We start from the raw sequence: 23,940 nt of genomic DNA on the forward strand, positions 1-23,940 counted from the left end.
ACAAGATGCCAATGCATCAAACAAATGAACACATAAAAAAACCCTCAATCAAATTGATTAAGGGTTTTGTCTGCCGCTTGTTATAACCTATAACATTACGAGCTTATTTTATTTTGCTGATATTGCTCCAGTGAGATTAATACTTCCCTCGGCTTACTACCTTCATAAGGGCCTATTACACCTCGGGCTTCCATGGAATCAATTAAACGTGCAGCCCGGGTATAACCAACTCGCATCCGGCGCTGCAATAGTGATACTGAGGCTTGCTTAGCCTCCAATATAATCTGTACAGCCTGCTCATACAGTTCGTCCTGTACTTCGTCCGCCGCCTGAACCGAGTCATCCACCTCAGGCACGATCGATTCATCATATTGAGCCTCACCTTGGCCACGCACATAATTTACAATGTTCTCAACTTCCTCGTCGCTCATGAACGCTCCTTGTACCCGGACAGGCTTGGAAGCCCCCATAGGCATGAACAGCATGTCTCCACGTCCTAAAAGCTTCTCCGCACCACCCATATCAAGGATTGTTCGTGAGTCGACTTGGGAAGACACGCCGAAGGCAATTCGTGATGGGATGTTGGCTTTGATTACCCCTGTAATAACGTCAACGGAAGGCCTCTGGGTTGCGATGATCAAATGAATTCCTGCGGCACGCGCCATCTGAGCCAATCGAGCAATCGCATCCTCCACGTCACCTGCCGCAACCATCATAAGGTCTGCAAGTTCATCTACAATAACTACGATGTAAGGTAAAAATGCTGCTGGATTATCCTTCATCAAGTTGTTGTAACCTTCTACATTCCGAGTACCCGATTTGGAGAATAGCTCATATCGTTTCTCCATCTCAACTACAATTTTTTTCAAAGCAAGTGACGCCCGTTTGGGATCCGTTACAACAGGAGCCATCAGATGCGGGATGCCGTTATATACGTTCAGCTCGACCATTTTGGGATCGACCATCAAGAACTTCACTTCATCTGGCTTAGCTTTGTACAGTATGCTCGTGATAATCCCGTTAATACATACCGATTTACCCGAACCCGTGGCTCCAGCAACAAGTAGATGGGGCATCCGAGCTAGATTACCAATGATGGTCTGACCGGAGATATCACGTCCAAAAGCAATCGTCACCTTGGATTCAGCTTCTTGGAAGGTTGCCGTCTCCATGACTTCTCTCATGGTTACCATAGAAACTTCTCCATTAGGCACTTCAATACCTATGGCTGATTTACCAGGAATTGGTGCTTCCATACGAATGTCCTTAGCTGCCAGAGCCAATGCAATATCGTCTGTAAGACTTACAATTCTGCTGACCTTCACACCGATGTCAGGTTGAATCTCGTACCGCGTCACCGCAGGTCCTCGAACAACTTCAAGAACCTTAGCCCGAACTCCGAAGCTTTCCAAAGTAGCTTCTAGCTTCCGTGCTGTCTGCATATAATCCTTCTGATCCCCAGCCTTACCACCATTGTTTGGCTTAGAGAGAAGGCGGAACGAAGGTAATTTATAAGGTTTCGGTGGCGGTGGTGGTGGCTGAATAGGTTGTGCTTCTTCGTTACCACTACTCGATGTAGGATCAAGCGGTGTGGAATTGTTCTCTGTGGCTCCAGCAGTTAGAACGTTATCACCATTATGAATCTCACCAACACCTTCCTTAGGTGCAGACCATTCTTCATCAGAGCCAGGTGATTCATCATTGATCTTAATCCCATGATCCCCTTCGTTACCAGGGTCGCTTATATCCGCTGGAAATGGATATGCGTCATCCAGATCATCATCCTTGTTGTTATCCTCTGAACGAACATGTTCAAAAAAATCGCGAATGATAGGAGCAGAACTGGCTCTAGTTGGCACAGCTCCAGCTGGTGTAGGCGTTGACTCCGCAGTATAGCGGGACTCTTCACGCCATGTTTCCGCTACATCCTCTTGTGCCGCTCGATACAAAACCTGCTCTGAAGTAGATACATCATCTTGATGCTTGCTCGGTTCAGCATTCGTCTGTTCACGATCTGCCCCCCATTTTCCAAACAATTGGAGGAAGATTGGCGTCTTGCGTTTAGGAAGCTGTGCATCTTCTAAATCGTCATCTTCATCCTCTTCATAAGTGTCTGCTGGGACAGGTACCACTTTACGTTTGTTGCCCGACTTCTTACCTGCCGTAGCAACTCGTGTAGGTCTGGATTCAAACTTCTTGTACATGGTAGTGGCCGCGTCCCACACTTTTGTTCTGAAGATTCGAACCAGGTCGACATAGGAAAGATTCGTAATCAGCATAAAGCTGATAATAAACATGACAATCATAATCAGACGAGCACCTAAACTGCCAAATAACCATAAGAAAAGAGCAAACTGACCTGCTCCAAGGTATCCGCCACTAATATCCTTGCCCAGCATCGATTCTCGTTCACCCGGTGCAGGCTGAAGCAACTCGGTCTGCATATCATTATGTACCTGCGTAATGACCGCACCTGGTTCAAGTGCTCCAACGGGAATTAGCTTCTGGTGCATCGCGGAAACTGTACTCATTAAGGTTAACGCGAACACTAGAAGGACTAGTCCCGTCTTGCGTGTAGTCCAACCACTCGGCCATTTCCGGTGAATCATTACCATTAATCCGTAATAAATTCCGATCAGCGGAATTATAAAATAAAATTTGCCCAGCATTAGTCCAAACATTTTGGACAGGGAACGTCCTACCGTTGCTTCACCCGAAAGTGCAATGACCGCAAGGGTAATCAGGACAATCCCGTAGATTTCATATTTTAAAACGCCACCAAACGCAGCAGCCTTTTTCTTCTTCTTTTTTCTTCTGGCCAAAATCAGGTCACCCCCAGAAGAATATTATACCATACAAATATAATCCGTACATATGTTCTTTTCTTGCTCTATTTGTCTTATTTCGTCGCGTCATGTTAACTCCTAGTTACCGGAAAGTGGCACCCTGGATCCTGGTGTATTGGAAGCATCCAGATATGCTTCAAGCGGGCAATCAAGCAAACGAATAATGACAGCCTCCGTCTCACTGACAGGTCTAACCTGCATCAACAAGCCGTTTACCTTAACCTCTCTCGTAGCCTCACCCTCTTGCCACATTCCAGACCAGAGCTGTTCAGGAGGCATTACGGTATACATGGTCATTGCGTATACCCTCCTACTTGCATCGTTTGTTTCTTGTCTCCAATCAACTGATTCAATTGAGCAATGGCCTGACCAATTCCCCCAACAGCATCCATTAATCCATATTTAACAGCATCTGCACTTCCTACCGCAGTTCCAATATCTCGATTTAGCTCACCTGTCTTAAACATCAGTTCCTTGAAAATCTCTTCTGAAATATTAGAGTGTGTGGTGACGAAGCGTACAACCCGTTCTTGCATCTTCTCCATGTATTCAAACGTCTGAGGCACTCCAATGACCAGTCCGTTCATACGGATCGGATGAATGGTCATGGTTGCACTTCCTGCAATTAGCGAATAAGTCGAGGCTACTGCAATTGGAACACCGATACTGTGTCCTCCTCCAATCACAACCGTAACTGTAGGTTTGCTCAGAGAAGCAATCATCTCAGCAATTGCCAGACCCGCTTCAACGTCCCCACCTACCGTATTCAAAATAATCAATATTCCCTCAATACGCGGGTTCTGCTCAGCTGCAACCAACTGAGGAATAAGATGTTCATATTTTGTTGTTTTGTTCTGGGGAGGCAAAATCAGATGGCCTTCCACCTGACCAATAATGGTCATACAAAAAATATTGGACTCCCCTGCTGGTGACTGTGTTTGTCCAAATTGCTGGATAGCCTCCGTGACAGGTGCCAAGCCTTTGCCCTCTTTTTCGTGTGGTTCTGGTAGCTCTGTCTCGGGTTGATTCGATTTAGACATCTGTCTGTCATTCATTTCATTATTCATTAGGCTATTCCCCTTCTCCAATACATTTGATGTATGCCTTAGTATGGGGAATTTTCCAGCATCCTTATACCCACTTCATATTCAAATAGGAGTGTCACGTGGCAAAAAGATGTAACAAACACAAAAAAGCCCCTTCTCTACGAGGAACCGTCCAATATTACTCGTAGAGAAGAGGCGACTGTGTGCCTGAATATATGTTTGTTTATCGTACGTTTAAACTTCCATGATGATTGGCAAAATCATCGGTCTACGACGAGTTTGCTCATACAAGAAGCGTCCCAGTGCATCTTTGACATTCGTTTTGAGTGAAGCCCATTCGTTAACGTTCTCACTCATCAGCTTTTGCAATGTGCTACTTACAATGCGATTCGCTTCATCAAGCAGTCCTTCGGATTCCCGTACGTATACAAAACCACGGGAGATAATGTCCGGACCTGATACAATTTTGCCATCCTGTTTGCTCAACGTTACTACAACAACCAGAATACCATCTTGAGATAACAGTTTGCGGTCACGAAGTACGATATTACCTACGTCGCCTACACCCAGGCCATCAATCAATACGTTACCTGCAGTAACTTTACCTGCTCTACGAGCAGAGCCACCTTGGATTTCTATTACTTCACCGATGTCAGTGATAAAAATGTTATCCGGATCAATGCCAACCGATTCAGCAAGTACTGCATGGCGGCGTTGCATACGGAATTCACCGTGGATTGGCAAGAAGAATTTTGGTTTCATCAGGTTGAGCATCAATTTCAATTCTTCCTGACTACCATGACCGGATACGTGAACGCCACTGTTTGCACCGCTGTAATGCACGTTAGCACCCAGACGGAACAATTCATCAATTGTACGTCCTACATATTTTTCATTACCAGGAACCGGTGTTGCTGCAATGATTACAGTATCACCTGGCAGAATATCTACTTTACGATGCGTCGAACGTGCCATCCGAGTTAGAGCGGACATTGGCTCGCCTTGGCTTCCTGTGCAGAGAATTACAACACGGTCAGCAGCCATTTTGCCTACTTCTTCCGGTTCAATGATCATGCCATCTGGAATTTCAAGATAACCCAGCTCAGAAGCGATCCCCACTACGTTCACCATACTGCGTCCGATAACTGCAACTTTACGTCCAGTCACTTCCGCTGCATTAATGACCTGTTGAATCCGGTGTACGTTCGAAGCGAATGTTGCTACAACAACACGTTGGCTCGCTTTACGGAAAATATCTTCCAGAACGATGCCCACATTTTTTTCCGAAGGCGTGAATCCTGGCTTCTCTGCATTTGTACTATCGGACAAAAGAGCAAGTACGCCATTCGTTCCGATCTGTGCCATACGTTGAAGATCCGCATATTGACCGTTGACTGGTGTGTGGTCAAATTTGAAGTCACCTGTATGAACAACAGCACCTTCTGGTGTTTCCACGCATACACCCACAGAATCCGGAATACTATGGTTAGTGGCGAAGAATGTTGCTTTCAGCACAGAACCCAGTTGAATCTCGGAATCAGCATCGATCAAAATCCGTTTTGTTTCACCCAGCAAATTCGCTTCTTTCAGCTTGTTTTCTACAAGACCGAGGGTAAGTTTTGTTCCGTATACCGGAACGTTCAAATGTTTCAGAACATATGGCAAGCCGCCGATATGATCCTCGTGTCCGTGAGTCAAAATAATGCCTCTTACTTTGTCACGATTTTCAGTCAGATAAGAGATGTCAGGAATGACAATATCGATTCCAAGCATATCTTCTTCAGGGAATTTAAGGCCAGCATCTACGACAACAATGTCGTTGGCATATTGGATGACGTACATATTTTTACCAATTTCACCTACGCCGCCCAGTGCAAAAATCATCAGTTTATCGTTATTATTTTTCTTAGACAAATGAATCTAAACCTCCTATGGTAGTTGGACGTCGTACCTTATTATTTATTGTAAGTTAAGAAAAGCAGTCCTCACATCTTCAACCTAAATATTAGGTATCAATGTATATGAACGCCTCTATTCACGATATTTGGAAGAAGTTCTTCGAAGTTATTCCCCTTCACCAACAAGTTGGATTTTTGAAATGATTCCTTCTTAGCCGTTCCTTCCCTTTTCACCGCAAAGCCACATCACCTAACGATGTCGCTTTCAATTTCAAAAAAATACCGCACCCAGTCACTTGACATCATTATACATGATTAAAAACAAAAAAAACAAGTCACTGTGTCGTTATACATAGGTTTCCCTCTGACATTGAATGTGAATCAGCCTAAAATAGGGGAATAAAAAAAGAACCGTCTTCTTATAGAGCAGAAGAACGGTCTTTGATCCGTTTAATATTTTGGAAAATATTAATAAAATAATTATCCTAAGTATTGCTGACTCACTCTAGTTAAACAACCCTCGAATATACACTTGCTCTTCCTCGGTTGGAGCAATGAGCGGAAGACGCACTGAACCTACGTTCAATCCACGCATTGTCAGCGCATATTTAACCGCTACCGGGTTAGGAAGAGGCTGTGGACACTCAAATAGCCCTTTGAATATTGGGAAAAGTTTCTGATGAATTTTAGCAGCTTGCAGAGGATCTCCTCCAACAAACGAATCAATCATCGTCTTCATTTCTGCCCCAATTACATGACTAGCTACACTAACGATGCCGTGGGCACCAACGGCAAGCGCCGGTAAACCAGAAGCATCGTCTCCTGTGTACACTCTGAAATGCTCAGGGGCATCCGCAGCGATTAACGTAACGTGCTCTAATGAAGCACACTCTTTCGTTGCAATGATGTTTGGAATCTGAGCAAGACGAAGCGTTGTAGCCGCAGTAAGGCTCGCTACCGTACGTCCAGGAACGTTATAGAGCATAACCGGAAGTTTAGTCGACGCTGCGATAGCCTCAAAATGTTTAAACATCCCTTCCTGACTTGGCTTGTTGTAATACGGAACCACCAACAATACACCATCAGCACCTACACGCTCGGCTTCTTGTGTTAGATGGATCGAATGAGCCGTGTTATTACTTCCCGTGCCAGCGATAATTTTGCAACGGCCAGCAGCATGTTTGACTGTAAACTCGAAAAGTTGTACCTTTTCCGAATCGCTAAGCGTGGGAGATTCCCCTGTCGTTCCAGAAACAACAAGTGTTTCAGACTTTTGTTCTACAATCAGATAGTCAATTAGTCGTGCTGTTTCCTCCCAATGAATCTCTCCTTGATCGTTAAACGGAGTGACCATTGCTGTAATCAATCTTCCAAAGTCCACTTCGATTCCTCCTCAAAACAGGTCTGCTCGGTTCAATTCAGCTTATAAATGAAGTTCGAATGAGGCGTGAAGCGCCCTCAATGCCTGAACCATATCTTCTTTTTTTACGAGTACCCAGATGGTCGTGTTGGAATCTGCGGATTGCAGAATCTGAATATCGGCTAGCGTTAATGACTCCACAATTCTAGCCATGATCCCTGGTACACCATTAATGCCCCCACCGATCACCGATACTTTGGCACAGCCAGACAAACTTTGGGGTTTAAGACCAATCTCCTGCAACACTTGAATCGCTTTCTCAGAATCACTGTCAAACACCGTATATACGACTCCCGATGGGGTCACATTAATAAAATCGACACTGATCGAATTCTCAGCCATCGTTTTAAACACCTTGAGCTGTAACCGATCCGCACCGCCAGGAACTTCAACCGCAATCTGAGTCACATTGCTTACATATGCTATACCTGTTACATAACGGTCAACAATGCCTGTCTGTACATCTTGAAATCCTTCAGGATGTGTTACCAGCGTACCTTCACTGTCCGCAAAAGTAGAGCGTACCCGCACCGGAATTTGAGCTTGCATGGCAATCTCTACCGCACGGGGATGGATGACCTTGGCACCATGATGCGCCATATTGCAGATTTCGGCATAACTCACAACAGTCAAAGGACGTGCATCCTCAACGATTCGCGGATCGGCAGTCAATATGCCATTGACATCGGTATAAATATCAACCATCTCCGCACGCAGCGCAGCGCCCAATGCTGTAGCAGATGTATCACTTCCACCACGACCAAGCGTAGTAAAGTCTCCATTCTCCGTCTGCCCTTGAAACCCTGTAACAATAACGACCCGTCCCTGCCCAAGCTGCTCCAGTACACGAACAGGACGGACATCCAAAATCCGGGCATTCCCGAAATTGTCGTCCGTCACAAACCCTGCTTGCGCTCCGGTCAGCACTGTCGTGGATATCCCTTCATGTTCCAGCAAACTGCTAAGTGTAGTTGCCGATATGATTTCACCACAGCACAGCAGTAAATCCTTCTCACGTGCAGATATGGCATTTCCGTTCTGGGCAGTCCAGTCCAGTAATGTATCTGTTGCGTAAGGCTCACCTCGGCGACCCATGGCGGAAACAACAACCACCAAACTTAGGCCTGCTTCAAGCTCACGTTTAATATGACGGAGCACGTGCTCTCTAGCCTGAACGGTAGATAGCGACGTGCCACCGAATTTCTGTACCATGATGCGCATCTTTATTCCTCCATTTGTGTACGCAAGAAGACTAGACACGGGCCAAATCAACAAATGGATCAACCTAGGGAGCGTCCCGATGCGATAACTTCACCCACTGTACGGCATACATGGCATGCCCGTTAGTAGAATGTTTGCACCTGACAATCTACACACAGGTCACGAATGTTACCGCCATAATACGCAAGACCTATGAACGCATCCCGCTTGCGGTGAGCTTAAGCATCGCAAACAGGAATGCCCTTACACGACAGGAACGCGGACACAGGCTGGTGTTCACACCTGGTTTATCGTCCCCCATGATTTTCTTTGTCTATCGAACCTTATGCATCTCTTCAAGCGTATAACCGTTATCCTTGAACTTGTTCCTCTGCGAAACCGTATCTAACAACAGGCCAAGATTATATATTACATTAAGCTTGTGGAGAACGCTCAACAATCATTGGCTGTAGCTGTTTGCCATCCAATGCACTCCAGCAAGCTTCTGGAATCAGTTCCATCTTGGCTACTAACGAATTAGGCTTCTTCACCGGGTCATCCTGCCCGAACGGCACAAAATACATGTATTTCGCTACAAGCAGTTTGGCGATGTTGGCCGCATTCAGACCCAGACCATCATTCGTAGAAATAGCGAGTACGACAGGACGCTGATTGCGCATCTGCGCTTTGGCTGCCATCAGCACAGGACTATCGGTCATTGCATTAGCGAGCTTACTCGTCGTATTCCCTGTGCAAGGAGCGATAACAAGTACATCCAGCAATTTGGAAGGCCCTAACGGTTCCGCCTCAACAATTGTAGAAATAATATCATTACCCGTTATATCTTTCAACTGTTTCTGCCAATTCTGAGCCGTTCCAAAACGTGTATCCGTCGTTAAAACTGAATTGGAAATAATAGGGACCACATTTGCGCCTTCAGCTACGAACCGGCTAATGACCGGCATAACCTCTTCAAACGTACAATGAGACCCTGTAATTGCGTAACCTACCGTTTTTCCCTGCCAGTTCATTGTTCAACCTCCCGTACGTTTTGTTCTTCCAAAAGCAAACGGATCAGCGCGTCGGCAATAATACCGCCAGCCGTTTTGGGAGCAACTATACCGGGGAGGCCAGGCGCTAGCAGCGCCTTCATACCGCGTTTCTCAGCATACCGAAAATCGCAGCCGCCAGGGGCAGATGCAAGGTCGATAATGACTGCTTTTTGCGGCATTCTGGACAGGATTTGTGCTGTGATTATCATAGTCGGTATCGTATTAAAAAGCAAGTCAACTTCCCCGGTTTGAGCAGCCAAATCCGTTGTCATAAAAGGCTTCCAGCCCATAATAGTCGCGCGAGCAACATCCTCTTCACGCCTAATTCCAACCCGCACATTTGCTCCAAGTCCCTGCAGTGTTTTGGCCATTGTGAATCCCGTACGACCCAAACCAAGCACAATACATTCCGACCCGTGGATCGTGAAGTCCGTCTCGCGAATCGCCATAGCGATAGCGCCCTCTGCTGTCGGAATAGAGTTATAGAGCGCAATATCATCACGATTCAACACTTCAACTAAGCGCAGCCCATTCTCTAGACACAGATTACGTAAGAATGGCTTAGCCATGCCTGTAAAGACAATGCAATGCTCCGGCAATGCCGCAACATGCTCCTTTTTTAGAAAAATCGGCAACTCACTGAATGACGTATTCACTTTACCCTGGTCATCACAACCTACGACGGGTAGAACCAATACATCTGCGGAAGCGAATACTTCATCATCCAATTCCTGAAGTTCAATTCCCGGAATAGAGCACTCCAGTTTGTCGAATCCAACCACGGTTACCGTAGCATCCAACTCTGCGCACTTTTGAATGACTTCAAGCTGCCGCGCATCTCCGCCCAGGACTACTATCCGGACACCGGTCAGCATCGGGACGTCACTCCTTTCACCACACGTATGCCTTATCGTATGCAGTTGCCTACATAGGGGTGAAAACACATTAAAAAAAGAGCCATCCCACTGTCTCGGGATGACTCTTCCTGATCCGTTCATATGCGCATACCTGGTCATCGCGATCGACTCCACCAAGAATGCATATGTACTTCATTTATTTGCCTGTATGGCCGAATCCGCCTTCTCCACGAATCGTTTCCGAAAGCTCACTTACTTCAGATAACTCCACTGCAGGTACCGTTTGGAAAACGACTTGAGCAATTCGCTCACCTCGTACAATAGTAAATGGCTCTTGCCCAAGATTAATGAGCAGCACCTTTACTTCTCCACGATAGTCGGCATCAATGGTGCCAGGTGTGTTCAGACACGTAATCCCGTGTTTGAATGCAAGTCCACTACGTGGACGGATCTGTGCTTCAAGTCCTGCCGGCATAGCCATTGCGAGACCTGTTGGAATAAGTGTACGTTGACCCGGTTGCAATGTAACTTCTTCCTGTAATGCGGCTACTACATCAAAACCGGAAGCAAGCTGCGACATTTTTTGTGGCAGCTTAATATCTTCATTGCCCGGTAGCTTTTGAATTTGAACGTAATGCAACAAAATCATCCCTTCTGAGTCCAGCTATAGATCGATCCGAAGCCCCAACCATCGCAAGAGCAAAAGGCTCGGCGAACATCAGGTCTAGTACAGCATCGATATCATCCATGGTTACTTGTTCAATTTTGGCAATCATTTCATCTAACGTATGATGTCTGCCCAGCATAAGCTCGTTTTTGCCAAGACGGTTCATACGACTGCCCGTGCTCTCCAAACTGAGAATCAGACTTCCTTTGAGCTGCTCTTTTCCTTTACGTAGTTCATCTTCGGACAAACCATGAACTGCCAGATCATTAAGCACCTCTTTTGTCAGATCCAATACTTCCTTCGTCTGTTTCGGTGCAGTACCTGCATAGATTGTGAAGAGCCCGCTGTCCGCATGAGAGCTATGATAGGAATAGACTGAGTAGGCCAAACCACGTTTCTCCCGAATTTCCTGGAATAGTCGAGAACTCATTCCCCCACCAATGGCGTTGTTCAACACAACCATAGCGAATTGAAGCGGATCACCAATTTTGCAGCCTGGGAAGGAGATACAAATATGATTCTGTTCGGTTTTCTTCTTGTGGAAAAGCTGACCACTCTGGAACTTAGGCTCCGTAACTTGCTCGGCAACCCCATTCACATCGAATTCACCAAAATGCTTTTCCATTAATTCAATGATACTGTCATCAATATTACCCGCAATACTAATGACTGTATTTTCAATGGTATAGTGCTCTTTCATATATGCACGCAGATGGCTCGAATCCATCGTCTTGAGACGTTCTTCCGTACCTAAAATCGGATAAGCCAGCGGATGCTCGCCATAAGCAGCAAGTGCCATAAGATCATGCACCATATCATCTGGTGTATCTTCGTACATCGATATTTCTTCAAGGATGACATTCTTTTCCTTACTTAGTTCACCCTCATCCATTTTGGATCGGAAAAACATATCAGACAATATGTCTACTGCAATCGGCAGATGTTCGTCCAATACTTTTGCATAATAACAAGTGTATTCTTTGGAAGTAAAGGCATTAACATTACCACCAATAGCATCAAATTGCTCCGCAATCGCTTTTGCATCATAACGATCTGTTCCCTTGAACAACATATGCTCAATAAAATGAGAAACCCCGTTGCTCGCAAGCTGTTCGTTACGCGAACCTGTTTTGACCCATATACCAAAAGACACGGAACGACAGGTCGGAATCTGTTCCATGACAACCCTGAGGCCATTGCCCAGCTGAATTTTTTTCACGGTTGGCCCTCCTACATCTCTATAATTGTCTCATCTCAATAAAACTAAATTGAAATCGACATTTGGTTCCAACTGTTTGATATTAACAAAAAAACATCGTTCACTCAACCGCCTTAGCCTTCACTCGCTCCGAAGATAAGGTTTCTGTGACGGTACCTAAGATAAGCCCTTTAGCTCGAATAGAATCAATCATGCCTTTTAACGCACCTGAGGAAGCAGCCGTTGGGTGCATTAGGATTAAGGTTCCAGCATCCACGTTTTTCGCAATTTTGGCTACAACAGACGCTGAGCTTGGTTTACGCCAGTCCACGGTATCCAGTGTCCATAGCACCGTCTGTAAACCCATGCTGGAAGCAATATCTACCGTTTTTTGATTAAAGTCTCCAGATGGAGGTGCAAACCAACGATTTTCTACCCCCAACGTCTTTTGCAGTAAATCTTGAGTTTTGCTGATCTCCAGCCTTGCCCGTTCTGCACTCAGTCGACTCATATTGGGGTGGGAATACGCATGGTTCGATAACTCATGTCCACGTTTTTGAATCTCTTTTGCAAGTTCCGCATTTTTGCTTAACCAACTACCATCCAAGAAAAAAGTCGCTTTGACATGCTCTGCTTCGAGTGTATCGAGCATCGGGACAATATATTCATTCCCCCAAGCTACATTGATCATAAAAGATACCATAGGCTTCTCTGGGTTACCACGATATATCGGATGTGCCCCTAGATCCTTGAGGCCAATTTCCGGTTCCGTTTGCCGATAAACATACGAAATTTTGGTATTCAGGTTTCCACCAAGCGCCTTTCGATACGTAGCCTCCACATCAATCTCTGTTCCATTATATCCGGGAATTGCTTTCCATACCCGATCTACTCTGGCATTCATTGGAGCGATTTTGGTTTCAGCTGCTTTTTCCCGAATAGCTGTTAACAAAGCATCTTCACCCGTAGCCTCTTTAAACATGTCAAATGCATTTTGAGTTCCCGGTCCATCACGGATCTCCGTGATGTATGTACGAACACTGCCTACTTGTCCGACCAATATAACCGTGATTATACCCGCCAGAACTGCAGCCAGCTTTTTGGATTGGTTTCTCACAGCTCCATCCTCCCGCCGTCTTTGTCCCCATCATATGAGGACAAGGGCAAGAATATGAATAAAACACACTGCTCGCTATCGCTTTTCTTGCAGTTTTCCGTGGATGAAACCTATTTTGGGCGTTAAAAAAAAGAGCCAGAAATACAACCTTCTGTCTCTTCATTCAATGAACCTTTATAACTTAAGCTGTAAACTTAAGATTGAGCCGGAGCTTCTGCCGTCAATACAGCTTTACGTGAAAGGTTGATGCGACCTTGTGGGTCAATTTCCGTTACTTTAACCGTAATGGAATCACCAATAGCTACAACATCTTCCACTTTGGCAACACGTTCTGTGGACAATTGTGAGATGTGTACCAGACCTTCTTTATTCGGAAGAACTTCAACAAATGCACCGAATTTTTCTACACGTTTTACTTTGCCGACATAAATTTCGCCAACCAGTACTTCACGCACGATACCTTCGATGATTGCTTTCGCTTTATCGTTCATTTCCTGATTAGAGGAAGCAATAAAGACACGTCCATCTTGTTCAATATCAATTTTAACACCGGTTTCCTCGATGATTTTATTGATAATTTTACCACCTGCACCGATAACATCACGGATTTTGTCCGGGTTAATATGCATCGTAGTGATTTTAGGAGCATATTGTGACAACTGCTCACGTGGAGTTTTCATTACTTCAGTCATTTTGCTCAAGATGTGCATACGACCTTCTTTGGCTTGAGCCAATGCTTCAGACAAAATTTGACGATCAATACCATCAATTTTGATGTCCATTTGAATTGCAGTTACACCTTCAGGTGTTCCAGCCACTTTAAAGTCCATGTCGCCCAGGTGATCTTCCATACCTTGAATATCGCTCAAGATTGAAACATGATCGCCGTCTTTGATCAGCCCCATAGCGACACCGGCTACTGGAGCTTTAATTGGTACACCAGCATCCATCATTGCGAGTGTGCTCGCACAGATACTTGCTTGTGAAGTGGAACCGTTGGATTCAAGTACTTCAGATACAAGACGAATTGTGTATGGGAAGTCTGTTTCGGAAGGAATCACTTTTGCCAAGGCACGTTCACCTAGTGCACCATGTCCGATTTCACGACGACCAGGCGCACGCAATGGACGAGCTTCACCTACGCTGAACGGTGGGAAGTTGTAATGGTGCATGAAACGTTTGGTTTCTTCCAGACTGATGCCATCCAAGATCTGAACATCACCCAACGCACCAAGCGTACAAATGCTAAGTGCTTGTGTTTGACCACGCGTAAACAGACCAGAACCATGCGTACGTGGCAACAGGGATGTATCACATTCAATTGGACGAATTTCAGCCAGGCCACGACCATCCGGACGAACCTTATCATGTGTAATCAGGCGACGGACTTCTTCTTTTACAATATCGTGAAGCACTTCTTTTACATCTTTGAGCAGTTCAGGTGTTTCGATATATTTCTCTTCGAAGTGAGCAACCGTTTCGTCATTCACTACATCAATTGCATCCTGACGAGCATGTTTCTCCGCAATTTTAACTGCTTCAACGAGACGTGCACTCGCAAATTCACGAACACCGCTATTTACATCAGCGTTAACTGCATGCAGTTTCACAGCCATTTTTTCTTTGCCAGCTACTTCTACCAGTTGTTCAATCACGGCAACAATGTTTTTGATCTCATCGTGACCAAACATGATTGCTTCCAACATGATTTCTTCTGGCACTTCGTTAGCTTCAGCTTCAACCATCATAATGGCATCTTTCGTTCCAGCTACCACAAGTTCGATCTCACTTACTTCAAGCTGTGCAATCGTTGGGTTAATGATGAATTCACCATTAATACGTCCCACTTTCACACCACCGATTGGCCCGCTGAATGGAACATCAGAAATGCTCAATGCAGCCGACGTACCGATCATCGCAGCAATTTGTGGTTCACAGTCCTGATCAACACTCATAACGATGTTGAGAACTTGAACATCATTACGGAAGCCTTCTGGGAACAACGGACGAATCGGACGGTCAGTCAGACGGCTGGCAAGGATCGCCTTTTCACTCGGTCTGCCTTCACGTTTGATGAATCCCCCAGGAATCTTACCTACAGCGTACAATCTCTCTTCATAGTTAACCGTCAATGGGAAAAAGTCTAAATCTTTTGGTTCGCTGGAAGCTGTAACGGTACACAATACAACGGTATCTCCGTACGTCACCTTAACCGCAGCGTTAGCTTGTTTAGCCAAACGACCTGTTTCAAGCACAAGCGTTCTTCCACCAAGTTGCATTTCAACACGCTTTTCCATGAAATCCCTCCTTTTAATCGTTCCTAACACAATGGATTCTGCATCTTCACAGTATTTCCTGCTTGTCCAACATTCATTAGCATCGGCAGGTTTCACATTTCATTAAGAGGACAACAAGCCCTCTAGCAAAACAAAAGCTCCTTGCGGAGCTCCCATCTACAAATATATGGCAACATGTTCATCTACAAAACAACCCGGCTGTAGGTTCCGCTTGTCCTTTTAGACAAAAGGAAGGCGGATAACAGCCAGGTTGGTTTTGAAAACATGTACGATAATTAACGACGCAATCCGAGTTTCTCGATCAATGCGCTGTAACGTTTAACATCTTTGTTTTTCACGTAAGCCAAAAGCTTACGACGTTGACCTACCATTTTCAAAAGTCCACGACGTGAGTGGTGGTCTTTCTTATGCGTACGCAAGTGGTCTGTCAAACTTCTGATGTTTTCCGTAAGGATAGCAACTTGCACCTCTGGAGATCCTGTATCGGACTCGTGAGTTTTGTGCTCGTCGATCAGTTGTTGTTTACGTTCTTGAGTCAATGCCATCCTATTCACCTCCTTCATATAATCGCCATTAGCCTCGTAACCGCCGGTGAGAGCATGCAACCAAGCTAAGGTTGTCTGTTGTCTCAATCGACAACGTAGTACATTGTATCATAGTTCGTAGGCTAAAGTAAATCTCAACCTACATTTTGTTTCATTTTTCTAGGATAACAAACGAGCAGCCGTCAATGCATCCTCACGGATCTGGCTGATCAATGCATCAATTGAGGCAAATTTACGCTCTTCACGAATATAGTGAACAAGCTCTACCTTTAATTCCTGATCATACAACTGCCCTTCAAAATCAAGCAGATGCACTTCAAACGTAGGCTTCATGCCGCTTTCGTGGAAAGTCGGCTTCACACCTAAATTCATAACTCCACGCAGCATCTGTTCTCCATATTGCACTCGAACTGCATATACACCTTTGGCTGGAATTACATAACGATCCAACAGTTCAAGGTTAGCCGTTGGGAAACCAATGGTACGACCACGCTTTTCCCCATGAATCACGGTTCCTCGGATACTGTAAGGTCGACCCAGCCACTGACTAGCTTCATCCATTTGCCCACGTTTGAGCAATCCTCGGATGAGGGAACTGCTTACCTTCTCACCGTTTAACAAGAAAGGAGGTACTGTCTCAACCGTCATGTCGTTACCGCCTAACGACCTAAGCAGTTGTTCGTCGCCTGCTCCTTGATGTCCAAACCGGAAATCAAAACCGACAACAGCCGTACGCGTCTGAAGTGGCAACAACAGATCGTGTGCAAATTGCTTCGGAGTCAATTTCGAGAATTCATCGTTAAATTCGACAACATATAGTATGTCTACGCCGAGCCCAGCCAGGATCTCTTCTTTGTCTCGCAGTGGAGTCAAATATCCTTCGTAATCGCCTTTGCGCATAACTTCCTTCGGATGAGGATGAAAGGTCATTACCGCCGCTTGCGCACCAGTTTCACGCGCAATGCGGACAGCTGACAAAATGACGCTTGCATGTCCGAGATGCAGTCCGTCAAATTGACCAATAGCTAGCACTTGGGGCTGTGTATGCAGCTCATCGGAAGTCAATGTCTGCGGATATGTTAGCATTACGGTTTTCACAATCATTCACCTGCATTTCACTTGATAGACAGAGCTTATCATCTACACAGTCTAAACTCAAGATCCGTTATTCGGGCAAAAACACCTTGACTGCTCTGACTGTCGCTTTAAGTTCGTCTCGTTCAAAAATGCCCAGGAACGTCCCATCCTGGGTGTATAACCGCAGAAGGCCAGGTTGTTCTACAGGTGGCTCTAACAAACGCGCAGACAACTTCTGACCCTGAAGAGCTCCTTTGGCTAGTTCATCATTAACCGTGTGTGAAGGTATAAAGTCAATTGCTTCGTCTACTGGTATGAACGCTTCGGTTATTGTATTCTCTGCCATACGCTGCTCAACCTCTTCAATTGTCAAACAACGATCTGCGGGAATCCCTGCCGACATGGTGCGTTCGAGCTGTACCATCGTGGAAGGATAACCTAGCTCACGTCCAATATCCACACATAACGTTCGAATATACGTACCTTTAGAACACAATGCACGGAATGAGATATCCGTTGTGTCTCCATGAGTCTCAATCCCGGTGAATTCAAGCTCATAGATCGTCACTTCGCGACTTTTGCGTTCGACAGTTTTTCCTTCACGTGCCAGTTCATATAGACGTTTTCCATCCACTTTGAGAGCTGAATACATCGGTGGAACCTGAGAGATCGTACCCTGAAACTTCTCTAGCGCCAGACGTACCTGCTCCTCCGTCACGTTGACAGCTTCTTCCGAACGCTCAATGACTTCACCTGTCATGTCCTCTGTATCTGTCGAAAGACCAAGACGTAGTGTAGCCACATACTCCTTAGGCAGTTCCTGCATATACTCAACCACCCGTGTTGCACGTCCAAGACAAAGCGGAAGAACCCCCGTAACCTGTGGATCTAATGTTCCTGTATGTCCGATACGCTTCATTTTCAGAATACGCCGTAGCTTCGCAACGACATCATGTGAAGTGTAACCTGCTGGTTTATATACCGCTAGTATTCCTTCAAACGGTTTTACCATTGTGCATTCACCTGCTTCAGTACCTTAGCTACGATGTCTTCCAGCGTACCTTCCAGTCGGCAGCCTGCAGCAAGTACATGGCCACCCCCACCAAATGTTTGTGCAAGTTCAGCTACATCGACTTTACCTGCAGAGCGAAGCGATACTTTTACGGCTGAATCATTAATGACTTTGAAAAAGATCCCTACTTCCACACCTTGAATATTACGTGGGTAGTTCACAATACCTTCAAGATCTTCATTAGCCGCACCACAAGTAATCATATCTTCAGGCGTGACAACAACCCAAGCAATCTTGCCATCATCCGTCATTTGCAGGCTATTTAGCGCCTGATTCAAAATACGAACTTGAGAAAGAGTAACTTGCTCTAGTAACGTCTGAGCTAGGTACGGACCGTCCACACCATGTTCGAGCAACTTAGATGCTGTTGTCATTACATTTGGACTTGTGTTGGCATAACGAAAACCACCTGTATCGGTTAATAACCCCGTATAAATGGCCGTCGCTGCATCTTTATTCAACGTCACTGGAAACAGACTTACCAAATCAAACAAAATCTCTGCCGTTGCTGCAGCATCTGATTTAATAATATTCACAGTTCCGTATGCATTATTGGTTGGATGATGATCAATATTTAAGATGACTGCATCCTCTTCAAAATAATGACGAGTCAAGCCTACTCGTGCAAAATCAGCACAGTCCACACAAATGACTGCTTTAAATTTTCGCGCTGGTGGTTGTTCGGTCATGTTCACGATGTCATCTGCTCCCCATAAGAAGCGCATACGCCCGGGAATTTCGCCTTCATTAATCATCGTGAATGTCTTGCCCAGACATGACAGCAGCCAGCCCACCGTTACCGTCGAGCTGACTGCGTCACCGTCCGGCTGTACATGCGACACGACCAGGTAATCATCATGCTCCAGTAGAAATTTCTTTCCACTTTGAAGCGCCTGTTCATAAGTGTGCATTGCCGTCTCCTCTATTCTGTTACTGGGATTCGTTCTTGTCTGAACCAATATCGCCAAGTAGCTTCTCAATCCGGCTACCATAAGCGATGGATTCGTCGATCTTGAATATCAACTCGGGAACGTGGCGGAACCGGATACGCTTGCCCAGCTCAGAACGCAAAAATCCATTTGCTTTTTCCAGAGCTTTGAGCGAGTTATCCTTCTGTTCCTGTTCACCGAAGACACTCAGATAAACTTTGGCTTGCGACAAGTCGCCAGTTACTTCAACTCCCGTTACGGTAATGAAACCGATCCGTGGATCTTTCAGTTCTGACTGGATGAGCACACTGAGTTCTTTCTTGATCTGCTCGCCCACTCTACCTGTACGAATCTTAGCCATTGTTGTTCACCTCATGCTTCCTTGCTTATCGTTGTACGCTCTCCATAATGAAGGCTTCGATAACGTCGCCTTCTTTGAGATCATTGTATTTATCCAGCGTGATACCACATTCGTAGCCTTGAGCTACTTCTTTAGCATCATCTTTGTAACGCTTCAAGGAATCCAGTTTGCCTTCGTAAAGGACGATGCCATCACGAATCAAACGCGCCTCTGCGGAACGTGTAATTTTACCTGAAGTAACCATACATCCAGCAATTGTACCCACTTTACTGATCGAGAATGTGCTCCGAACTTCAGCATGACCGATTACTTTTTCTTTGTAAATCGGGTCAAGCATACCTTTCATTGCTTGTTCAATTTCTTCGATAACACTGTAGATAACACGATGCAGACGGATGTCTACTTGCTCTTGATCTGCTGTGGTCTTCGCTTGGTTATCTGGACGAACGTTGAAACCAATCACAATCGCATTAGATGCAGCTGCCAAAATGATATCGGATTCTGTAATCGCACCAGCACCACTATGAATGATCTTCACGCGCACACCTTCAACCTCGATTTTAGCAAGGGAACCTTTCAATGCTTCAACCGAACCTTGTACGTCACCTTTAATGATTACGTTCAAGTCTTTGATTTCACCATCTTTGATGTGTTGGAACAGATCATCCAACGTTACGCGAGTGTTTGTACCCAGATCGGATTCACGTTGTGTAATCGCACGCTTATCAGCGATGGAACGAGCTTTACGCTCATCTTCAAACACCATAAACGGATCACCAGCACCTGGAACCTCAGTCAAACCTGTGATTTCTACAGGTGTGGATGGTCCTGCTTCTTTCAATCTGCGACCTTTGTCATTCACCATCGCACGCACACGACCGAAGCAGTTACCAGCTACGAATGCATCTCCGACTTTCAATGTACCGTGCTGTACGAGGATACGTGCAACTGGTCCACGTCCTTTATCCAGCTCGGCTTCAATCACTGTACCACGGGCACGTTTGTCCGGGTTCGCTTTGTATTCATTCACTTCCGCAACGAGCAAGATCATCTCAAGCAGACCTTCTAAACCGATTCTTTGTTTCGCAGAAACGTTAACAAAGATTGTGTCTCCGCCCCATTCTTCTGGAACGAGTTCATAGTTAGTCAACTCTTGCTTCACTTTATCCGCATCTGCACCTGGCTTATCGATTTTGTTAACAGCAACGATAATCGGTAGGCCTGCTGCTTTGGCATGGTTGATTGCCTCAACCGTTTGTGGCATAACACCATCATCAGCGGCTACGACGATAATTGTAATATCCGTAACTTGAGCTCCACGTGCACGCATCGCTGTGAACGCTTCGTGACCAGGAGTATCGAGGAACGTAATTTTTTTGTTGTTAATTTCAACTTGATAAGCACCGATATGCTGCGTGATTCCGCCAGCTTCGCCGCCCGTTACGTTAGTAGAACGAATCGCATCGAGCAATGTTGTTTTACCATGGTCAACGTGACCCATGATCGTTACAACTGGAGGACGGGATTGAAGATCTGCTGGATCATCATTCTCTTCTACCGTTTCGAAACGATCATCTTCAAGCACAATCTTCACTTCAACCTCAACGCCGAATTCGCCTGCAAGCAGAAGAATAGTGTCAATATCGAGTTCTTGGTTGATTGTAGCCATAACGCCCATGCCGATGAGTTTTTTGATAACTTCAGAAGCATCTTTGTGAAGCAGCTTAGCAGTCTCACCTACAGTCATGTCACCGCGAACGATGATTTTCTTAGGCGTGTTATCAATTTTCTCACGTTGTTGGTACTGTTGTTGATTTCTGTTGCGATTGTTTTTTCCGCCACGGTTGCCACGGAAGTTACCACCACGATTGTCGTCATAACGACGACCGCCGCCACCGCTGTTAGAGCGGTTGCCGCTGTTGTTATTATTACCTGAGTTGCCTTGTCCGCTTCTGCTGCGTTGGCCTTGGCCTTGCCCTTGGCTTTGACCTTGGCCGCCAGTACGGTTGCCACCAGTGCTACCACTGCTTGGTCCTCCGCTTCTTGCTTGACCGCCACCGCTATTGTTTGGACGTTGTTGTCCTGAACCTTGCGGACGGGATGAAGTACTGCTTTGTCCACCTTGTGCCGGTCTTGGACGGTTACTCGATTGTCCTCCTTGGCTGGAGCCTTGGGAAGAGTTTGTTCTGTTGCGGCTATCTTGGCCGCTAGGTCTTTGGGAGCCATTGTTATTGTTGGAATTTGGTCTATTGTTCATACCTACCTGCTTTTCCTGTTGTATTTTTTTTAGTACGGGACTACCGGATGAATTACTGTCACTCGGCGTGTTCACTCCGCCGGCCGGCTTGCTGTTGTCCACTGTTTTGTTGCTACCCACTGCGGAAGTAGCAACTTGTTTTGCTTCGTTACTTTGTTTTGAGGCTGCAGTGGATTTTATATCTTTAAAAAATTGTTCCACCTTACCCACTGATCCATTCTCCATGACACTCATATGATTGTTTACGGGAATATCCAGCTTTTTAAGAATGGTTATAATTTCTTTACTGCTCATATTAAGGGACTTCGCATATTCATAAACCCGCAATTTATCCTTGTTTTCCTGTTTACTCAATATACTCCACCTCCGACATTATACCGACTTGCTTGGAGATCATTTTTGCAAACCCCCGGTCCGTTACTGCAAGGACAACCCGCGTTTCTTTACCGATACTTGAACCTAGACTATCCCGGTCAAATCCGATTACGAGCGGAACCTTATACGTTCCACATTTGTCGCGAAATTTCTTTTGTGTATTGGCCGAGGCGTCGCCCGCAACAATAACCATTTTAGCTTCGGAAGAACGGACTGCTTTGAGCACAATTTCTTCACCTGTTACGAGCTTACCTGCACGCATGGAAAGTCCTAGATAAGACAAAGCCTTATTATTCATCATCTTCACGCTCCTGTGCAGCTTTGAATGCATCCTCTACCTTAATAAAGTCAGCAGCCAATTGCTCATAAATTTCTGGTGAGACCTTGCCTTTCAGCGCCCGATCCAAAGATCGGTTTTTGAGTGCAAGCTTAAAACAGGATTCTTTACCGCATAAATAAGCACCACGTCCGGATTTTTTGCCAGTTAAATCAATTAGCACTTCATCCTCTGGCGTTTTAACGATTCGGATCAGTTGCTTTTTAGGCATCATTTCCTGGCACGCCACACATTTGCGCAGCGGTACTTTTTTGGTTTTCATACGTTAACGCCCCCCGTGCTTTACTTTAGTCGACGGAGACGGAATCTTGATGCATTTCCGAAGAAGAATCTTTTTCTCTGCCGAATTCCTGTTCCGCCTGGCTCTCGCTCTTAATGTCGATTTTCCAGCCGGTCAGCTTGGCTGCCAATCGGGCATTTTGACCTTTGATCCCGATAGCGAGGGAAAGTTGATAGTCAGGAACGATAACCCGAGCCATCTTTTCTTCCTCAAACACTTGAACTTCCAACACCTTGGAAGGACTCAGTGCATTAGCCACATATTCGTCCACCTGATCGGAGAAACGAACGATGTCAATTTTTTCACCGCGCAGCTCACCCACAATGGTCTGCACGCGCATCCCTCTAGGACCTACGCAAGATCCAACTGGATCTACTTCCTCATTACGGGAATGCACAGCAATTTTGGAGCGGAAGCCAGCTTCACGGGCAACGGATCTAATCTCAACTACACCGTCGAAAATTTCAGGAACTTCCAGTTCAAAGAGGCGTTTCAACAAGCCCGGGTGTGTACGGGACAAAATGATTTGTGGCCCTTTGGTCGTATTCTCGACCTTAGTGATGTAAGCTTTGATACGATCACCATGAACAAATTTCTCATTCGGCATCAATTCGGTCAGCGGTAAAGCCGCTTCGATTTTGCCCAGATCGATGTAGATATTGCGCAAATCCTGACGCTGCACTACTCCCGTAACGATATCCTCTTCCTTATCAACGAAAGCGTTGTAGATCAGGCCACGTTCAGCTTCACGAATCCGCTGGGTCACTACCTGTTTGGCAGTTTGTGCGGCGATACGGCCAAAATCGCGCGGCGTTACTTCGATCTCCGCAATATCTTCCAGCTGGAAGTGTGGGTTGATTTCTCGTGCAGCAGGCAATGAAATTTCAGTACGTGAATCCAGGACTTCCTCCACGATCAGTTTGCGAGCATATACCCGGATAACCCCAGTATTGCGGTTCATATCAACACGCACGTTCTGAGCGGTGTTGAAATTCCGCTTGTAGCTGGAGATCAGGGCTGCCTCGATCGCTTCAAACAGCACATCCTTACTAATCCCTTTTTCACGCTCCAACTCATTCATTGCTTCAATAAAATCCATACTCATGAAT

General features: G+C 45.7%; 21 protein-coding genes. All 21 read right to left on the reverse strand.

The window, feature by feature from the left end:
- Positions 1 to 95: 95 nt before the first annotated feature.
- Positions 96 to 2,822: an FtsK/SpoIIIE family DNA translocase gene (locus MH215_RS07665; protein WP_239289481.1), complete on the reverse strand. Its 2,727-nt coding sequence runs from the start codon at positions 2,820 to 2,822 to the stop codon at positions 96 to 98.
- A gap of 102 nt (positions 2,823 to 2,924) precedes the next feature.
- The gene (locus MH215_RS07670; protein WP_056700692.1) at positions 2,925 to 3,143 is read right to left on the reverse strand and encodes a YlzJ-like family protein; all 219 of its coding nucleotides are present in this window, start codon (positions 3,141 to 3,143) and stop codon (positions 2,925 to 2,927) included.
- The gene (locus MH215_RS07675) at positions 3,140 to 3,913 is read right to left on the reverse strand and encodes a ClpP family protease (RefSeq protein WP_239289483.1); all 774 of its coding nucleotides are present in this window, start codon (positions 3,911 to 3,913) and stop codon (positions 3,140 to 3,142) included. Before MH215_RS07675 ends, MH215_RS07670 begins: the two co-directional genes overlap by 4 nt.
- 213 nt (positions 3,914 to 4,126) lie before the next feature.
- Positions 4,127 to 5,806: a ribonuclease J gene (locus MH215_RS07680; RefSeq protein ID WP_056700691.1), complete on the reverse strand. Its 1,680-nt coding sequence runs from the start codon at positions 5,804 to 5,806 to the stop codon at positions 4,127 to 4,129.
- Between the two features lie 489 nt (positions 5,807 to 6,295).
- Positions 6,296 to 7,171, reverse strand: coding sequence for a 4-hydroxy-tetrahydrodipicolinate synthase (gene dapA / locus MH215_RS07685; protein ID WP_056700689.1), 876 nt, complete (start codon positions 7,169 to 7,171; stop codon positions 6,296 to 6,298).
- Between the two features lie 42 nt (positions 7,172 to 7,213).
- Complete coding sequence (dapG, locus tag MH215_RS07690; protein WP_239289485.1) at positions 7,214 to 8,431, reverse strand: aspartate kinase; 1,218 nt, start codon at positions 8,429 to 8,431, stop codon at positions 7,214 to 7,216.
- A 413-nt stretch (positions 8,432 to 8,844) separates the two neighbouring features.
- Positions 8,845 to 9,441 carry a dipicolinate synthase subunit B gene (locus MH215_RS07695; protein ID WP_239289487.1) on the reverse strand — a complete coding sequence of 199 codons (597 nt, stop codon included), beginning with the start codon at positions 9,439 to 9,441 and terminating at the stop codon, positions 8,845 to 8,847.
- Positions 9,438 to 10,337, reverse strand: coding sequence for a dipicolinate synthase subunit DpsA (dpsA, locus tag MH215_RS07700; RefSeq protein WP_239289489.1), 900 nt, complete (start codon positions 10,335 to 10,337; stop codon positions 9,438 to 9,440). The genes MH215_RS07695 and dpsA overlap by 4 nt, the downstream gene beginning before the upstream one ends.
- Positions 10,338 to 10,515: 178 nt before the next feature.
- Positions 10,516 to 10,962 (reverse strand): dUTP diphosphatase, encoded by a 447-nt coding sequence (dut, locus tag MH215_RS07705; RefSeq protein WP_239289491.1) that lies wholly within the window; start codon positions 10,960 to 10,962, stop codon positions 10,516 to 10,518.
- Positions 10,922 to 12,205, reverse strand: a complete 1,284-nt coding sequence (locus tag MH215_RS07710; protein WP_239289493.1) for a M16 family metallopeptidase — start codon at positions 12,203 to 12,205, stop codon at positions 10,922 to 10,924. The genes dut and MH215_RS07710 overlap by 41 nt, the downstream gene beginning before the upstream one ends.
- 100 nt (positions 12,206 to 12,305) lie before the next feature.
- Complete coding sequence (locus MH215_RS07715) at positions 12,306 to 13,301, reverse strand: polysaccharide deacetylase family protein (RefSeq protein ID WP_239289495.1); 996 nt, start codon at positions 13,299 to 13,301, stop codon at positions 12,306 to 12,308.
- A 194-nt stretch (positions 13,302 to 13,495) separates the two neighbouring features.
- Positions 13,496 to 15,598: a polyribonucleotide nucleotidyltransferase gene (gene pnp / locus MH215_RS07720; RefSeq protein ID WP_239289496.1), complete on the reverse strand. Its 2,103-nt coding sequence runs from the start codon at positions 15,596 to 15,598 to the stop codon at positions 13,496 to 13,498.
- Positions 15,599 to 15,873: 275 nt separating this feature from the next.
- Positions 15,874 to 16,143 carry a 30S ribosomal protein S15 gene (gene rpsO / locus MH215_RS07725; RefSeq protein WP_056700672.1) on the reverse strand — a complete coding sequence of 90 codons (270 nt, stop codon included), beginning with the start codon at positions 16,141 to 16,143 and terminating at the stop codon, positions 15,874 to 15,876.
- A gap of 159 nt (positions 16,144 to 16,302) precedes the next feature.
- Complete coding sequence (locus MH215_RS07730) at positions 16,303 to 17,241, reverse strand: bifunctional riboflavin kinase/FAD synthetase (protein ID WP_239289497.1); 939 nt, start codon at positions 17,239 to 17,241, stop codon at positions 16,303 to 16,305.
- A gap of 67 nt (positions 17,242 to 17,308) precedes the next feature.
- Positions 17,309 to 18,232 (reverse strand): tRNA pseudouridine(55) synthase TruB, encoded by a 924-nt coding sequence (truB, locus tag MH215_RS07735; RefSeq protein ID WP_056700669.1) that lies wholly within the window; start codon positions 18,230 to 18,232, stop codon positions 17,309 to 17,311.
- Positions 18,226 to 19,203, reverse strand: coding sequence for a DHH family phosphoesterase (locus tag MH215_RS07740; RefSeq protein ID WP_239289498.1), 978 nt, complete (start codon positions 19,201 to 19,203; stop codon positions 18,226 to 18,228). The genes truB and MH215_RS07740 overlap by 7 nt, the downstream gene beginning before the upstream one ends.
- 19 nt (positions 19,204 to 19,222) lie before the next feature.
- Entirely contained in the window at positions 19,223 to 19,582 is a 360-nt protein-coding gene (rbfA, locus tag MH215_RS07745; protein WP_056700664.1) for a 30S ribosome-binding factor RbfA, read from the reverse strand.
- Between the two features lie 25 nt (positions 19,583 to 19,607).
- Complete coding sequence (gene infB, locus MH215_RS07750; protein WP_239289499.1) at positions 19,608 to 22,193, reverse strand: translation initiation factor IF-2; 2,586 nt, start codon at positions 22,191 to 22,193, stop codon at positions 19,608 to 19,610.
- Complete coding sequence (locus MH215_RS07755; RefSeq protein ID WP_145046357.1) at positions 22,186 to 22,515, reverse strand: YlxQ family RNA-binding protein; 330 nt, start codon at positions 22,513 to 22,515, stop codon at positions 22,186 to 22,188. Before MH215_RS07755 ends, infB begins: the two co-directional genes overlap by 8 nt.
- Positions 22,505 to 22,813: an RNase P modulator RnpM gene (gene rnpM, locus MH215_RS07760; RefSeq protein ID WP_056700658.1), complete on the reverse strand. Its 309-nt coding sequence runs from the start codon at positions 22,811 to 22,813 to the stop codon at positions 22,505 to 22,507. Before rnpM ends, MH215_RS07755 begins: the two co-directional genes overlap by 11 nt.
- 25 nt (positions 22,814 to 22,838) lie before the next feature.
- A complete protein-coding gene (gene nusA, locus MH215_RS07765; RefSeq protein WP_239289500.1) occupies positions 22,839 to 23,936 on the reverse strand; it encodes a transcription termination factor NusA in 1,098 nt (365 codons plus the stop codon).
- Positions 23,937 to 23,940 lie beyond the last annotated feature (4 nt).

The sequence above is a fragment of the Paenibacillus sp. ACRSA genome, assembly GCF_022346845.1.
In the GTDB taxonomy this organism is placed as follows: Bacteria; Bacillota; Bacilli; order Paenibacillales; family Paenibacillaceae; genus Paenibacillus.

Bases quoted from the DNA above. Each gene is read 5' to 3' on its own strand.
- MH215_RS07670 (WP_056700692.1), bottom strand. From the start codon at position 3,143: ATGACCATGTATACCGTAATGCCTCCTGAACAGCTCTGGTCTGGAATG.
- MH215_RS07675 (WP_239289483.1), bottom strand. From the start codon at position 3,913: ATGAATAATGAAATGAATGACAGACAGATGTCTAAATCGAATCAACCC.
- MH215_RS07740 (WP_239289498.1), bottom strand. From the start codon at position 19,203: ATGCACACTTATGAACAGGCGCTTCAAAGTGGAAAGAAATTTCTACTG.
- rnpM (WP_056700658.1), bottom strand. From the start codon at position 22,813: ATGAAAACCAAAAAAGTACCGCTGCGCAAATGTGTGGCGTGCCAGGAA.
- rpsO (WP_056700672.1), bottom strand. From the start codon at position 16,143: ATGGCATTGACTCAAGAACGTAAACAACAACTGATCGACGAGCACAAA.
- rbfA (WP_056700664.1), bottom strand. From the start codon at position 19,582: ATGGCTAAGATTCGTACAGGTAGAGTGGGCGAGCAGATCAAGAAAGAA.
- pnp (WP_239289496.1), bottom strand. From the start codon at position 15,598: ATGGAAAAGCGTGTTGAAATGCAACTTGGTGGAAGAACGCTTGTGCTT.
- nusA (WP_239289500.1), bottom strand. From the start codon at position 23,936: ATGAGTATGGATTTTATTGAAGCAATGAATGAGTTGGAGCGTGAAAAA.
- dpsA (WP_239289489.1), bottom strand. From the start codon at position 10,337: ATGCTGACCGGTGTCCGGATAGTAGTCCTGGGCGGAGATGCGCGGCAG.
- MH215_RS07695 (WP_239289487.1), bottom strand. From the start codon at position 9,441: ATGAACTGGCAGGGAAAAACGGTAGGTTACGCAATTACAGGGTCTCAT.
- MH215_RS07755 (WP_145046357.1), bottom strand. From the start codon at position 22,515: ATGATGAATAATAAGGCTTTGTCTTATCTAGGACTTTCCATGCGTGCA.
- dapG (WP_239289485.1), bottom strand. From the start codon at position 8,431: ATGCGCATCATGGTACAGAAATTCGGTGGCACGTCGCTATCTACCGTT.
- truB (WP_056700669.1), bottom strand. From the start codon at position 18,232: ATGGTAAAACCGTTTGAAGGAATACTAGCGGTATATAAACCAGCAGGT.